Below are 14,790 nucleotides of genomic sequence, written 5' to 3'. Positions count from 1 at the left end.
CGCCCTGGTCGGCGGCGTTCTGACGTACCGTCGTGCGGGCGGCGCACCGCGTGACACCCGGGGCACGGCGGGGGCGTACGGTGTTGTGTTCACGACCCGGCGAGGAGAGACGGCATGGCAGCGAGCTTCCCCGAGACCGCCATCAGCACCGAACGGCTTCTGCTGCGGCCCCTTGCGGAGGACGACGCGCCCGGCCTGGCCACGATGATGGCGGACGAACTCGTCCTGGCCTGGACCGATCTGCCGCACCCCTTCACCGAGGCGTACGCGACCGAACTCGCCCGCACCCTCGCCCCCGCCCACCGGGCCGCCGGCCGCGGCATCGTCTTCGCCGTCACCGAGCACCTCACCCAGCGCCTGGTCGGCCTGGTCGAACTGCGCAACACCGACTGGCGCCTGCGCAGCACCGAGATCTCCTACGTCACCGCCTCCTGGGCCCGCGGCGAGGGCTACGCGCCCGAGGCCGTCCTCGGCGTCAGCCAGTGGCTGTTCGAGGACCGCGACTTCCTGCGCCTGGAGCTGCGCACCGCCGCCGGGAACACCGCCGCCCAGCAGGTCGCCCAGAAGATCGGCGGCATCAGCGAGGGCGTGCTGCGCAGCGCCTGGATAGTCCGGGGCGAGTCCGGCGGGTCCGGCGAGGCCGCGGTGGAGAGCCGCAGCGACCTCATCCTGTGGAGCCTGCTCCCGGAGGACCTGGACGCGCCCGAGCCCGAGCCGCAGCGGGGCGGCTGGCACGGCGACCAGCGCTACGTGCTGCGCGACTGAGCAGCCCCGATCGCGCGAGCCGCCTGTACCGCCCGAGCCGTTTGAGCCGCCTGAGCAGCCGATCCGCCGGCGGCTCGTCACGGACATGTGTACGAGATGTCGGCGCCGAGGGGATCACACCCGGTAGCCTCTGCACCGGCGCCGCACACCGGCGCGGTTTGTCGGCGCACCGAGTCGCACACCGGGTGACACCACAGGGACACCCCGGGTCGCAGGCCGGTCCGCGCACCGAGTCGAGGGAGAACGGCCGCAGATGGCTGACCGGATCACGGTCATCGGGTGGGACGGCACGCCGCTGACCGAGGCCGCCGGCGCGGCCCTCGCCGCAGCGACCCTGGTGGCCGGCGCCCCCTACCAACTGAACGCCCTCCCGGTGCCGGACGCCGCCGAGCGGATCACCCTCGGCAACGTCCGGCAGGCCGCCCGGCGGATCGCCGAGCACCGCGGCGCCGCCGTCGTGGTCGCCGAGGGCGACCCGGGCTTCTTCGGCGTCGTGCGCGCGCTGCGCCGCCCCGAGTACGGCCTCGAACTGGAGGTCCTGCCCGCCGTCTCCTCGGTCGCTGCCGCCTTCGCCCGGGCCGGCATGCCCTGGGAGGACGCCCAGGTGGTCAGCGCCCACGGCGGACGGCTGCGCCGCGCGGCCAACATCTGCCGGGCCCACCCCAAGGTCGCGGTGCTGACCGCGCCCGGTGCGGGGCCGAGCGAACTGGCCCTCATGCTGCGCGGGGTGCACCGGACCTTCGTGGTCTGCGAGGCCCTCGGCACCCCGGACGAGGACGTCACCGTCCTCACCTCCGACCGGATCGCCGACCACGTGTGGCGCGACCCCAACGTGGTGCTGGTGATCGGCGGCCACGGCGGTCCCCAGGCCGGCGGGGTCGACACGGAGGCCGGCTGGCTGGCAGGGCGCCCGGTCGGCTTCCCCGGCGCGGACCGCGGCTGGGCGCTCCCCGGTGACGCCTACGCGGGCGCCGGGCGCGCGGGGGACGAGCCCGGCGCATCGGAGGCGCTCCCCGCGCACGTGCGCGCCCTGGTGCTGGCCCGTCTGGGTGCTCGTCCGGGGGACCTGGTCTGGTCGGTCGGCGCGGGCAGCGGCGCCCTCGCGGTGGAGGCGGCCCGCTTCGGCGCCGCCGTGGTCGCGGTCGAGGCGTCCCGCTCGGCCTGCGCCGGGTTGGCGGTGAACGCGCGCCGGTACGGCGTCGAGGTGGAGACCGTGCACGGGCAGGGCCCCGAGGTGCTGGGCGGCCTGCCCGAGCCGGACGTGGCGGTGGTGGAGTCCGGCGGCCTCGACGTGGTGCGCGCGGTGCTGGCCCGCCGTCCTGAGCGGTTCGTCGCGGTGCCCCGGACCCTCGCGGAGGGGGAGCAGATCCACCGGGCGATCGCCGAGGCCGGCTACCGGGCGGACGGTGTGCTGCTGCAGTCCACTCCGCTGTCGGCCGCCGGTGGCGCCGGTGGCGGGCTGGTTCTGGGGGCGGGTGGAACCGGCGTGCTACTGCTCTGGGGTGAGCAGATCGCGTGAAGGACCGGGGTGCGTCCTGTGGATTCGGCCTGATCCGCCGGGCGCATTCTGGTCCCGCGCTGTGCTGCTGAGGGGTCGTGGTGGGGCCGGGCGGTGATCCAGGTCGCATCCGGACACCGATTCGAGAGGTGACCGTGCTGGGCCGGTAGTGTGGCGTCCTGGGCGGCTGCGGCGGTCGGCGACCCACCCGATTCAGTCGGTTTGTCGCCTTTTTGACGTGGTGCAATCCGGTTTTGCTCGGAGTGTGGGCAATTCGACGGGCCGCGTGCCGGACCTGGAGAATGCCGTAGGGTCCGGTGCGGTCGTGCCGGTTGCTCCGGGTTGTCGTTGTTTCAGATGGTGCGCCGCCCGGTGTGGGCGGCGCGCAGGCCGGGGTGCCGCAGTGCGCCGGAAAGACTTGGGCCGCAGCGCCTCGGCGCGGCGGCCGCGTGTGGTTGAGGGACGGGCCGGTGCAGGCCCGGCCCGTGCGGATGGGCGCTGCGGTCGGTGATCGTGTCGCCAAGGGCGCGGCAGCGGCCTGGAAGGAGCGTTTGACAATGACCGATGGCGGCCACGTCCCGGGCGAGGGATTGCCGGAGCACCTGAACGCCGGGCCGGACACGCTCGGCGGACCGGAGGGCGTCGCGGGCGTTGCACCCCTCCAGGGCGTCGCGACGGACGGCGGTGTGATCCCGAACCCGACGGCGCCGGGCCACGGCCCGGCCGGTGGTGCGATGCCCCCCGGCGCGGGTGTCATCCCGCCGCAGGGCCAGCCGCTGGGCGCGTCCGGCTTCGCCGTACCGGCCCCCGGCCTGTCGGCTCCCGGCGCACCGGCTCCCGGTGTGCCCGGTGAGGGCTGGGGAATCGACCCGGGCGCCCCGCGTCCGGCCTTCCACTTCCTCGACCAGGACGACGAGGACGACGTCCTGCTGATGCCCGGTCCGCAGGGCTCCTGGGGCGAGCCGCTGGCGCCCCTCCCGACCGAGCAGACGCCGCTCGCCCCGCAGCAGGACGGCACGCCGGTCGAGCCTTCGTGGCCGCCGCTGGAGCCGCCGGCGCTCGGCGCCGAGCAGGCGCAGCAGCCGTTCCACGCCGCCCCGGCGCACCCGCAGGCCACGGAGGCGATGACGGCCGCTCAGCCGCCGCGCCGCCCGCTGCACGCAGGCCCGCCGATCCCGGACCCGTCGCTGATGACCGGCCAGGTCCCGGTGCGCTCGCTCGCCGACCGCGGCCCGTCGCAGGGCGGCACGCCCGCGCACGGCATCCCGGTGGTCGGCCGGCCGCCGATGGCGGAGGCCGTCGCCCCGGCGCCGGCCGCCGCGCCGCAGGCCGTTCCGGCAGCGCCCGCGCCTTCGGTGGCGCCGGCGGTTCCCGCGACGGAGGCCCAGGAGTTCCAGCAGGTGCCGCTGGCCTCGCACCCGGTCGAGGCCCAGCTGGCCGTCGAGACGGTCGGGGCGATCGAGGTGATCGAGGTCGTCGAACTGCCGGAGGCCGTCGTCGTCGCCGAGGCCGTGGTGGACGCGGCGCCGGCCGCCGTGGCCGAGCCGGTCCCGGCGGAGTCCGGCCAGCCGGTCGCCGACCCGAGCGGCACGCCGGTCGCTGGGGCCGTGGTGACGGCGCCCGCCGAGGCTCCGGTCGAGATCGTCGCCGAGGCTGCCGTCGAGCCCGTCGCCGAGGTTGGCGTCGAGGCCGCCGCGCAGGCCGCGCCCGCGGAGCAGACCGAGGCCCCCGCCCCGGCCGGCCCGCCGCGGCGCATCTCCGCATTCCTCGCCGCGCCCACCGGTCTGCCTCCGGTCGCGGCGGCCGCGCAGGCCCCGGTGGCCGAGGAGGCCGCCCCGCAGCAGCCCGCTCCCATAGCGGCCGAGGAGCCGGCCGAGGAGCCGGTCCAGGCCGCCCCGCCCGTCGAGGCCGCTGGAGCGGTCGAGACTGGCGAGCCCGCCGAGGCCGTGGCGCCCGCGCCGGAGGCGGTCGTCGAGCCCGTCGTCGAAACGGTCGTCGAGGCGGTCGCCGAGACCGCCGCCGGCACGGGCGAGATGCCCTCCGGCCAGGCCGTCGTCGAGCCCGTCGAGGCTGCCGTCGAGGTCGCTGCCGAGCCCGTTATCGAGCCCGCCGAGGGCGAGCAGCCGCAGGAGGCCGCGCCGGTCGTGGACCAGGCCGTCGAGGCCCCGGTCGAGCCCGTCGTCGAGCCTGAGGCCGAGGCCGCCGCAGCGGAGACCGCGCCGCAGCCGGTCGCGGACGCCACCCCGGTCACCGAGGCTGCCGACGCCACCGAGCCCGTTGCCGCAACCGCGGAGACCATCGAGACCGCCGCCGAGCCGGTCGCCGAGACCGCCCCGGCCACCCCGGAGGACCAGGCTCAGCCCGTCACCGAGCCGGCCGCAGAGTCCGCCGAGCAGGCCCCCGCCGCCGAGTCGGCCCCCGTCGAGCCCGTGGCCGCCGAGCCCGTGGCCGAGGAGGCCGCCGCACCGGAGGCCCCCGCCGCCGACCAGGCCGCTGACGCGTCCGTGGCAGCCGAGGCCCCCGCCGCCGAGCAGCAGCCGGCCGAGCCTGCCGAGCAGGCCGCCGAGCCGCAGACGGAGGCGTCGACGGAGGAACCGGCAGAGGCGCCGACGGAGGACCAGGCGGAGCAGCCGGCCGAGGAAGCACAGGCAGAGGAGCAGGCCGAGGAGCCGGCCGAGCCCCGCGGCCCGGCCGCGCCCGGTTTCGGCGAGGCCGAACGCGAGGCCGTCCACCAGGTGATCCGCGAGCGCCGCGACATCCGCAACGGCTTCCGCCCGGACCCGATCCCGCACGAGGTGCTGATCCGCGTCCTGGAGGCCGCCCACACCGCGCCCAGCGTCGGCTACTCCCAGCCCTGGGACTTCGTGGTGATCCGCTCGGCCAAGACCCGCCGGCGGATGCACGCCCTGGCCGAGCGCCAGCGCGAGGTGTACGCGGACTCGCTGCCCAAGGGCCGGGCCAAGCAGTTCAAGGAAATCAAGATCGAGGCCATCCTCGAGACGCCGGTCAACATCGTGGTGACCGCCGACCGCACCCGCGGCGGCCGGCACACGCTGGGCCGGCACACCCAGCCCCAGATGGCCCCGTACTCGGCCGCCCTGGCGGTCGAGAACCTCTGGCTGGCCGCCCGCGCCGAGGGCCTGGGCGTCGGCTGGGTGAGCTTCTTCGACGACGAGGAGCTGGTCCGCGAGCTCGGCCTGCCCGAGCACCTGGAGGTCGTCGCCTACCTGTGCGTCGGCTTCGTCGACTCCTTCCCGGACGAGCCCGAGCTGGAGCAGCAGGGCTGGGCCAAGAAGCGCCCGCTGTCCTGGGTGGTCCACGAGGAGCAGTACGGCAACCGCGCGCTGCCCGGCGAGGAGCCGCAGAGCCTGCTCGCCGAGACCCTGCGCGGCATCCGCCCGCTGGACGCCAAGGCGCTCGGCGAGGCTTGGGACCGGCAGAAGCGGATGACGAAGCCGGCCGGCTCGCTCGGCATGCTGGAGATCATCTCCGCCCAGCTGTGCGGCCTGTCCCGCAAGTGCCCGCCGCCGATCCCGGAGCCCGCCTGCGTGGCGATCTTCGCGGGTGACCACGGCGTGCACGCGCAGGGCGTCAGCCCGTGGCCGCAGGAGGTGACTGCCCAGATGGTCGGCAACTTCCTGGCCGGGGGAGCGGTGATCAACTCCTTCGCCAAGCAGATCGGCACCGAGGTCTGCGTGGTCGACGTCGGTGTCGCCGCCGAGCTGCCGGAGGCCATCCAGCAGGGCCGCACCACCGGCCTGCTGCCGCGCAAGGTCAAGCCCGGCACCGCCGACATGACCCAGGGTCCGGCGATGACCCGCGAGGAGGCCCTCAAGGCCATCGAGGTCGGTATCGAGACCGCCCGCGACCTCGTCGCGGCGGGCAACAAGGCGCTGGTCACCGGCGACATGGGGATCGCCAACACCACCGCCTCGGCCGCCCTGATCTCGGTGTTCACCGGCCTCGACCCGGCCGAGGTCACCGGCCGCGGCACCGGCATCGACGACGAGACGCACGCCCGCAAGATCGAGGTCATCCGGGCCGCGCTGGCCCTGCACCGGCCCGACCCGGCCGACCCGATCGGCGTCCTCGCGGCCGTCGGCGGCCTGGAGCACGCGGCCCTGGCCGGTTTCCTGCTGGGCGCGGCCTCGCTGCGCACCCCGGTGGTCCTGGACGGCGTCATCGCGGGTTCGGCCGCGCTGGCGGCCAAGGCGATCGCCCCCGAGGTGCTGGCGGCCTGCATCGCCGGCCACCGCTCCGCCGAGCCCGGCCACCAGGCCGCGCTGGCGAAGCTGGGCCTGCGTCCGCTGATCGACCTGGACCTGCGGCTCGGCGAGGGCACCGGTGCCCTGCTGGCCCTGCCGCTGGTGCAGAGCGCGGCCCGGGCGATGCACGATGTAGCCACCTTCGACTCCGCCGGGGTCACCGAGAAGGGCTGATGTCCTCCGTCACCACTCCGCGGACCGGCCCGAGGGCGCGCCGGTCCGCGGAGCGGCGTCACGCCGCACCCGCACCCCGGACCCTCACCCCCGATCAGGAGCACCGCCGATGACCGCGCCCACCCCGCACCCCAGCACCGAAGGCCGTACCCCGTACCCGGTCGGCCTGCTGCTCGCCGGCCGCCGCGTGGTTGTGGTCGGCGGCGGCCAGGTCGCGCAGCGCCGGCTCCCCGCGCTGATCGCCACCGGTGCGGAGCTGCACCTGATATCGCCGGCCACCACCCCGGCCGTGCAGGCGATGGCCGATGCGGGCGAGCTCACCTGGCACGCCCGCCCGTACCGGGACGGCGACCTGGCCGGCGCCTGGTACGCCCTGGTCGCCACCGACGACCCGGCGGTCAACGGTGCCGTCAGCGCCGAGGCCGAGCGCGAGCGGGTGTTCTGCGCCCGCAGCGACGACGCCGCCGCCGCCACCGCGTGGACCCCGGCCAGCGGCCGCGACGCGGGTGCCACCGTCGCGGTCCTCACCGGTGACCCGCGCCACTCCGCCGCTCTGCGCGACGCCATCGTGGACGGCCTGCGGGACGGCTCGCTGGCCGTCCGCCAGTTCCGCGCGCACGGCGTCGGCGGCGCCTCGGGCCAGCCGGGCCAGGGGAGCGTCGCCCTGGTCGGCGGCGGCCCGGGCGACCCGGACCTGATCACCGTGCGCGGCCGCCGCCTGCTGGCCGACGCCGACGTGGTGGTCGCCGACCGCCTCGCCCCGCGCGAGCTGCTCGCCGAACTGCCCGAGCACGTCGAGGTGATCGACGCTTCCAAGATCCCTTACGGCCGGTTCATGGCCCAGGAGGCGATCAACCGGACGCTGATCGAGCACGCCAGGGCCGGCAAGTTCGTGGTCCGACTCAAGGGCGGCGACCCGTACGTCTTCGGGCGCGGCGGCGAGGAGCTGCTCGCCTGCGCCGAGGCCGGACTGCCGGTCACCGTCGTCCCGGGCATCTCCAGCTCGATCAGCGTCCCGGCGGCGGCCGGCGTCCCGGTCACCCACCGGGGCATGACGCACGAGTTCACCGTGATCTCCGGTCACGTCGGCCCGGACGACGAGCGCTCGCTCACCAACTGGGAGGCCGCCGCGAAGATGCGCGGCACCCTGGTGCTGCTGATGGCCGTGGACAAGATCGGTGCGATCGCCGCGAAGCTCGTCGAGCACGGCCGCCCGGGCGACACCCCGGTCGCGATCGTCCAGGAGGGCACCACCGCCGCCCAGCGCCGGGTGGACGCCACCCTGGCCACCGTCGCCGCGACCGTCGAGGCCGAGCGGATCAAGCCGCCGGCCGTGATCGTCGTCGGCGACGTGGTCAACGTCCTGGCGGCCGCCTTCCAGCGCTGAGCGCCCGGAGTGGGAAGTCGGGCCCGTCGACTTCCCACTCCGACTTCCCCCTCTGGCCGGCCACTCGGCCACTCCAGGCGGCTACTCCAGCGGCTGCTCCGTCCAGATCACCTTCCCCGTCGCCGTGTAGCGCGTCCCCCAGCGGTCCGCGAACTGCGCGACCAGGAACAGCCCGCGCCCGCCCTCGTCCGTGGTCGCCGCGTACCGCAGGTGCGGCGAGGTGCTGCTGCCGTCCGACACCTCGCAGATCAGCGCCCGGTCCCGCAGCAGCCGCACCCGGATCGGCCCGGTGCCGTACCGGATGGCGTTGGTCACCAGTTCGCTCAGGATCAGCTCGGTGACGAACGCCGCCTCGTCCAGCCCCCAGGCCGCCAGCCGCTGCGCGACCTCGGCCCGGACGGCGCCCACCGCCGCCGGTTCGGGCGGCACCTCCCACTCCGCGACCTGGTCCGGCGCCAGCACCCTGGTCCGCGCCACCAGCAGCGCGATGTCGTCCAGCGGACGCTCCGGCAGCATCGCCCCGAGCACGTCCGCGCAGGTCTGCTCCGGCGTGCGCGGCGGCCCGGTCAGCGCCGCCCGCAGCAGTTCGAGCCCTTCACCGATGTCGCGCTCGCGGTCCTCCACCAGCCCGTCGGTGTACAGCACCAGACGGCTGCCCTCCGCGAGGTCCAGCTCGACGTTCTCGAACGGCAGCACCGCCAGCCCCAGCGGCGGCCCGGTCGCCAGCTCCGGGAACACCACCCGCCCGTCCGGGCCCACCACGGCGGGCGGCGGATGACCGGCGCTGGCCAGCGTGCACCGCCGCGCCACCGGGTCGTAGATCGCGTACAGGCAGGTCGCCCCGGTCAGGGCCGCGCTCTCGCCGCTCCCGGCCTCGTCCTGGTCGATCCGGTTCACCAGGTCGTCCAGGTGCCCCAGCAGCTCGTCCGGCGGCAGGTCCAGCGTCGAGAAGTTGTGGATCGCCGTCCGCAGCCGGCCCATCGTCGCCGCCGCGTGCAGGCCGTGCCCCACCACGTCCCCGACGACCAGGGCCACCCGCGCGCCCGGCAGCGGGATCACGTCGAACCAGTCCCCGCCCACCCCGGCCTGGGCCGGCAGGTAGCGGTGCGCGACGTCCAGCGCGCTCTGCGGCGGCAGGTTGCGCGGCAGCAGGCTGTGCTGGAGCGTCACCGCCATCGCGTGCTCCCGGGTGTAGCGGCGCGCGTTGTCGATGCACACCGCCGCGTGCGCCACCAGCTCCTCGGCCAGCACCAGGTCGTCCGCCTCGAACGCCTCCGAGCGGTCCGCCCGCCAGAACCGGGCCACCCCCAGCAGCACCCCGCGCGCCCGCAGCGGCACCCGCACCATCGAGTGCACCCCGTACGCCAGCACCCGGGCCGACCGCTCCGGATCCTGCTCCCGCCACCCCGGGGCCTGGGCCAGCCAGGGCTCCAGCCCCGACTCCCCGCTGTGCAGCGCCGCGGCCAGCGGGGTGGCCGGCACCACGTCCAGCACCGTGTCCACCGGGTAGAACGGGGCGTCGTCCCGGATCCCGGCGAGCGCGACGCGGCGCATCCGCCCCAGCGAGGTGCCCGGCGGCGGCTCCTCGCCCGTCAGCACCTGGTCCGCCAGGTCCACCGTGACGAAGTCCGCGAACCGGGGCACCGCGACCTGCGCCAGTTCCTCCGCCGTCCGCGTCACGTCCAGCGAGCTGCCCACCGTCACCCCGGCGTCGTACAGCAGCCGCAGCCGCCGCTGCGCGCCCTCGGCCCGGCCGGACAGCGCCAGCAGCTCGGTGGAGTCACGCAGTGTGGCGACGCAGCCCGGCGGGCCGCCCGCCTGGTCGGTCAGCCGGACGTTCACCGCCAGCAGCCGCTCCCCGGCCAGTACCACCTCGTCCGTCACCGGGCGCTGGGCGGTCAGCAACTCCTCGGGCGCGGGCTCCAGGCCCAGCTCGGTCACCGGCCGGCCCTCGGCGTCCGGCGGCAGGTCCAGCAGCCGCCGCGCCTCGTCGTTGCAGAGCAGCAGCCGACCGTCCGCGCCGACGATCATGACGCCCTCGCGCACCGCGTGCAGCACGGCCGCGTGGTGCTCGTACATCCGGGTCATCTCCGCGGGGCCCAGCCCGTGGGTCTGGCGCCGCAGCCGCCGGCTGATCAGCGCCGTGCCGAGGGTGGCCAGCCCGACCGCGCCCGCGGCGGCGCCCAGCACCACCGGCAGCTGCCGCTCGCTCGCGCTGCTGACGCTGCGCACCGTGACGCCCGCCGAGACCAGCCCGGCCACCGAGCCGTCCGGCGCGTACACCGGGACCACCGCCTGGACCAGCGGGCCGAGCGAGTCGGTGACGCGCTCGGTCACCACCTGCCCGTGCACCGCGGGCAGGTAGGTGCCGACGAACGTGTGGCCGATCAGGGCCGGGTCGGGGTGGGTGTAGCGGACGCCGTCGTCGTTCAGCACGACGATGAAGCCGACGCCCGACGACATCCGCGCGGCCTCCGCCTTGGGCTGCAGGACCGCGGTCGGGTCGGGGGAGCGCAGTGCGTCGACGATGCCCGGCGAGTTGGCGAAGGTCTGCGCGACCGCCACCGACCGGTTGCGGGCCTCGTGGTCGGCGTCGGTGCGCGACTGCACCACCAGCGCCACCGCGGCCGCCGCCACCAGCAGCAGGACGACGAGGACCTGCAGCGCGAACACCTGCCCGGCCACCGACCGGTGCCGTACGGGCCACGGCCGCTTCGCGCGTGGCAGCTGTAGCCGACCGTTTGGGCGCCCACCGGAGGAGCCGGCGGAACCAGTAGCACCAGAGGCCGACGGAGCCCAGGATCGGCCCGGAAAACGGGCCATACGGCCATGTTTGCACCATGGCTGGCACAGGGCCAAGGCCAGCCCGCCCCGCGGCTTGGGCCGTTTGGCCTTCCCCGCCCCGCCTTGGCAAGATCGCAGGGTGTCCGAACCCAGCACCATCACCGACCCCGCCGACCCCCGCCTCGGCGACTACACCGGCCTCACCGACGTCGAACTGCGCCGTCGGCGCGAACCCGCCGAAGGCCTGTTCATCGCGGAGGGGGAGAAGGTCATCCGCCGTGCCCTCGCCGCCGGCTACCGGATGCGGTCGATGCTGCTGACCTCCAAGTGGCTGGAGGTGATGGCCGATGTCATCACCGAGGCGGACGCCCCCGTCCACGTCGTCGAGCCGGGGCTCGCCGAAGCCGTCACCGGCTACCACGTCCACCGCGGCGCGCTCGCCTCGATGGAACGCAAGCCGCTGCCGCAGGCCGCGGACCTGCTCGCCGGGGCCCGCCGGGTCGCCGTCCTGGAAGGCCTGGTCGACCACACCAACCTCGGCGCGATCTTCCGCAGCGCCGCCGCCCTCGGCATGGACGCCGTCCTGCTCTCGCCCGACTGCGCCGACCCGCTGTACCGGCGCGCCGTGAAGGTCTCCATGGGTGCCGTCTTCGCGGTGCCCTACGCCCGGCTCGACCCCTGGCCGGCCGCCCTGGAGACCGTCCGCACCGCAGGGTTCACCCTGCTGGCCCTGACCCCCGCCGACGGCGCCGTCGACCTCGCCGGCCTCGCCCCGCACCGCCTCCCCAAGGCGGCCCTCATGCTCGGGGCCGAAGGCGACGGCCTGACCGGACCCGCCCTCGCCGCCGCCGACCACGCCGTCCGCATCCCGATGGCCCACGGCATCGACTCCCTCAACGTCGGCGCCGCCGCCGCCGTCTCCTTCTACGCCGTCACCGCCCCCACCGTCTGACGGGGACGTCGGCTTCCTCTCACGCCGGAGGAGCCCTCACACAGGAAGCGGAAGCAGGAAGTCGGCCCGGCCGACTTCCTGCGCCGCGCCCTCCCGTGCTCAGCCCGCCGCAGCGGTGGGCGGAGCCGGGGCGGCGGCCGGGGGCTGGGTGGCGGGGCCGGAGGCGCCGGGCCATGACTCGTCCAGGGTGCCGTCGGTACGGACGGTGTAGCGGGTCGAGGTGGTCGCGCCGGTCGCGGCGACCCGCTCCTCGCGGACGACCGTCCCGCCGTCGAGCCGCCAGGTGGCCGTCGCCTGCGGGTCGGCCGCCGAGGTGCGGGAGGTGGCGGCGACCGGGGTGTCCCCGATGAAGGAGAAGAGCTGGACGAGGTCGACCGGCACCGAGCCCTCGGCCCGCCGCAGGACGACGACCGCAGCCGGGGCGCCCTTGTACCGGGCGGGCAGCACGGAGCTGAGCACGACCTGCGGGCCGGCCCCGACCGACCGGCCGTCCCGGAGCGCGATGCCGGGCCCGCCGGTCCCGTCGGGGTAGCTGCGGTTGGGCCAGTCCACCACCGGCCCCGATCCGTACGGGGGCGCCAACGGGCTGTCGCCCGCGCCGCCGTGTGCGGCCGCGGCCGCGGCGGGCGGGGTGGCCGGAGGCTGGGCGGCGGGGGGTTGGGTGCCGGGGGCTGCGGCGGTGGCCCCGTCCACCGAGGTCCCCGTCACGGCCTGCGCGCCGCCCGCGGCGGGCGCACTGGCGCTGGACCCGCCGGACGGCCGCAGGCCCTGCTTGCTGCGGTTCTCGCACCCCTGGGCGGCCGCGATGGCCAGTGCGACGCCGAGCGTCACGGTGACGAAGACCACGAGCCGCTGCCGCAGCAGCCGCTGCCGCGCGTTGCCGGGCCGCCCGCCGGGGGCGGGGGTGTGCTGGCGGTCCCGGGGGTGCCCGCGGTCGCGGGTGCCGGGCCGGCCGGGGGGCGGGGTGTGCGGCCGCTCCCGCAGCGGGCGGGTCACCGGTGTGGCCTCGGGCCGGGGGAGCGGGGCGGTGGCCGCCTGCGAGCGTCGGGCCGCGGCTGCGGCGGCGGCCCGGGACCGTGCCGGGGCGGCGGGTTCGGGGGAGCGTCCGGGCGCGGGCACGCCGTGCCGGGCGCCGTCGGGGGCGGGCTGGGCCGCCGGGCCCGCCGGGGCGGGTGCCGTGGCCCGCCCGTGGCCGGGCCGCGCGGTCCGGGTGGCGGTTCCGGCTGCCGCCCCGCGCGCCGCGAGTTCGCTGAGGCGCTCGTGCAGTGCGGCCGCGCCGGGCCGCTCGGCGGGTTCCTTGGCGAGGCAGGCACGGATGAGCGGTGCCAGCGGCGTCGGTACGGCGGACAGGTCGGGTTCCTCGTGGACGACCCGGTAGAGCATGACTTCGGAGGACGCCCCGGATCCGAACGGGGTGTCCCCGGTGAGCGCGTAGGCGAGGGTGGCCCCGAACGCGAACACGTCGGTGGCGGGGGTGACGGCGGCGCCGCGGACCTGTTCGGGCGCGAGGAAGCCGGGGGAGCCGACGGCGGTGCCGACGTGGGTGAGGGTGCTGGCGCCGCGCGACCAGGCGATGCCGAAGTCGATGATGCGCGGGCCCCGCGGCGAGAGCAGGATGTTGGAGGGCTTGAGGTCGCGGTGGACGACCCCGGCCTCGTGCACCTTGACCAGCCCGTCGGCGAGTGCGGCGCCGATCCGGGCGGCCTCGGGCCAGCTCAGCGGCCCTTCGTCGCCGACCTGCTTGTAGAGGGAGGGCCCGGGCACGTAGGCGGTGGCGAGCCAGGGGCGGTCGGCCTCGATGTCGGAGCCGACGACGCGGGCGGTGCAGCCGCCCCGGATGCGGGAGGCGGCGGCGATCTCGCGGGCGAAGCGGGTGCGGAACTCCTGGTCCTCGGCGAGTTCGGCGCGGATCAGCTTGAGGGCGACGCGCTGTCCGCGGCGGTCGGAGCCGAGGTAGACCACGCCCATGCCGCCGGCGCCCAGTCGCCGGTGCAGGCGGTACGGCCCGACGATGCGGGGGTCCTCACGCCTCAGCCGCATCATCGCCATGTTCCGTTCCCCGTCAGCCTGTGGGTGAGGCCCCGTCGGTTGGGGCATCGTCAGTTCCTGTCTGGCACAGCTTACGGACTGCCCCCTGCGGTGTGCTGATACGCAACACCTCAAGCAGCCGTGTGATTGTCGGATCGTGCGCTGACCCGCAGGTCATAGGGGTGCCGAAGCGTTTCTCGGGGTTGCCCCTCAGGGTTCCCCCGGGGTCGCGGCCAAGGCTCCCTCCCCCTGCGGTAGTACGCCTGAAGTCTGAGCGTCATCCTCCGGGATGCCCGAGGAACAGTACGACGGCATGACGCCCGGACGGCCCCCTGAGCAATAGCGTTGTGTTCAGCGGTGGACGGGGAGCTCGTCCCCCGAGGTAAGCCGTTCACCGCGCCAACTCGACCGGACCACAGGAGTAAGGGCATGGCACCGCAGCTCACGGGAAACCCCCGCCGTCGGTCGGCCGTCATCCAGTCCCGGTCGGCCGAGCAGCCCACCAGGCACCCGGCCGTGGCGCTGGCCATGGCCCTGCCGTGCGCGGTGCTGCTGGTGCTGCTGTTCGGCGGTTGGGATCAGATGGCGAACCAGGCCCAGGCCGTCGCCGATCTGATCGGCCGCTGAGATCACGCCGGCCCCGACGGGGTCGGCCACAGAAACGGGCACTGGTCCCCTGGGGACGGGGAGCAGTGCCGCCGGGGAGGCCGCGGCCGCGATGACACGCGGACGGGCGTGTGTGGTGCGCAGAGCGCCCCGGCAGGCGGAGACGCCGCGTACGGACGTCGGTGAGGGCGACCGTACGCGGCTCTTCATCTTTTCCCGAAGCCGTCGTCTGTCTCGAAGGCGTCGGCTGCCCCGAAGCCGTCGTCAACGCCAAACAGCCGGGGCCGCGATCCTGACGGATCGCGGCCCCGGCCGTTACTGTGCGCGATAC

7 protein-coding genes and 1 pseudogene are annotated in these 14,790 nt (G+C 75.8%); 6 read left to right on the top strand and 2 right to left on the bottom strand.

Annotated elements, in window-relative coordinates; genetic code table 11:
* Positions 1–114: 114 nt before the first annotated feature.
* From AB0R04_RS19975 to cobA, 4 genes are all read left to right on the top strand, one after another.
* Complete coding sequence (locus AB0R04_RS19975; protein ID WP_363372849.1) at positions 115–765, top strand: GNAT family N-acetyltransferase; 651 nt, start codon at positions 115–117, stop codon at positions 763–765.
* Positions 766–1,018: 253 nt separating this feature from the next.
* Positions 1,019–2,284: a precorrin-6y C5,15-methyltransferase (decarboxylating) subunit CbiE gene (cbiE, locus tag AB0R04_RS19970; RefSeq protein ID WP_063346833.1), complete on the top strand. Its 1,266-nt coding sequence runs from the start codon at positions 1,019–1,021 to the stop codon at positions 2,282–2,284.
* Between the two features lie 536 nt (positions 2,285–2,820).
* Positions 2,821–6,702, top strand: coding sequence for a nicotinate-nucleotide--dimethylbenzimidazole phosphoribosyltransferase (cobT, locus tag AB0R04_RS19965; protein WP_363372845.1), 3,882 nt, complete (start codon positions 2,821–2,823; stop codon positions 6,700–6,702).
* A gap of 109 nt (positions 6,703–6,811) precedes the next feature.
* Positions 6,812–8,089 (top strand): uroporphyrinogen-III C-methyltransferase, encoded by a 1,278-nt coding sequence (gene cobA, locus AB0R04_RS19960; protein ID WP_363372843.1) that lies wholly within the window; start codon positions 6,812–6,814, stop codon positions 8,087–8,089.
* Between the two features lie 81 nt (positions 8,090–8,170).
* Here the strand turns inward: cobA and AB0R04_RS19955 are convergent, their stop codons facing one another.
* On the bottom strand, positions 8,171–10,912 hold the full coding sequence (locus AB0R04_RS19955) for a SpoIIE family protein phosphatase (protein ID WP_363372840.1): 2,742 nt from the start codon (positions 10,910–10,912) through the stop codon (positions 8,171–8,173).
* Positions 10,913–11,012: 100 nt separating this feature from the next.
* Between AB0R04_RS19955 and AB0R04_RS19950 the strand changes: the two genes are divergently transcribed.
* Positions 11,013–11,825, top strand: a complete 813-nt coding sequence (locus AB0R04_RS19950) for an RNA methyltransferase (protein WP_363372838.1) — start codon at positions 11,013–11,015, stop codon at positions 11,823–11,825.
* 771 nt (positions 11,826–12,596) lie between these two features.
* Here AB0R04_RS19950 and AB0R04_RS19945 read toward each other — a convergent pair.
* A pseudogene (locus tag AB0R04_RS19945) lies at positions 12,597–13,874 on the bottom strand (serine/threonine-protein kinase); the annotation flags it as partial.
* A gap of 408 nt (positions 13,875–14,282) precedes the next feature.
* On the opposite strand from AB0R04_RS19945, the gene AB0R04_RS19940 reads away from it, so the two are divergent.
* The gene (locus AB0R04_RS19940) at positions 14,283–14,480 is read left to right on the top strand and encodes a hypothetical protein (protein WP_363372835.1); all 198 of its coding nucleotides are present in this window, start codon (positions 14,283–14,285) and stop codon (positions 14,478–14,480) included.
* Positions 14,481–14,790: the final 310 nt, after the last annotated feature.

Source organism: Kitasatospora sp. NPDC056731, from assembly GCF_040687675.1.
Taxonomy (GTDB): domain Bacteria; phylum Actinomycetota; class Actinomycetes; order Streptomycetales; family Streptomycetaceae; genus Kitasatospora.
The sequence above is the reverse complement of the archived record's forward strand: the minus strand, read 5'-3'. Positions and strand labels throughout refer to the sequence as shown.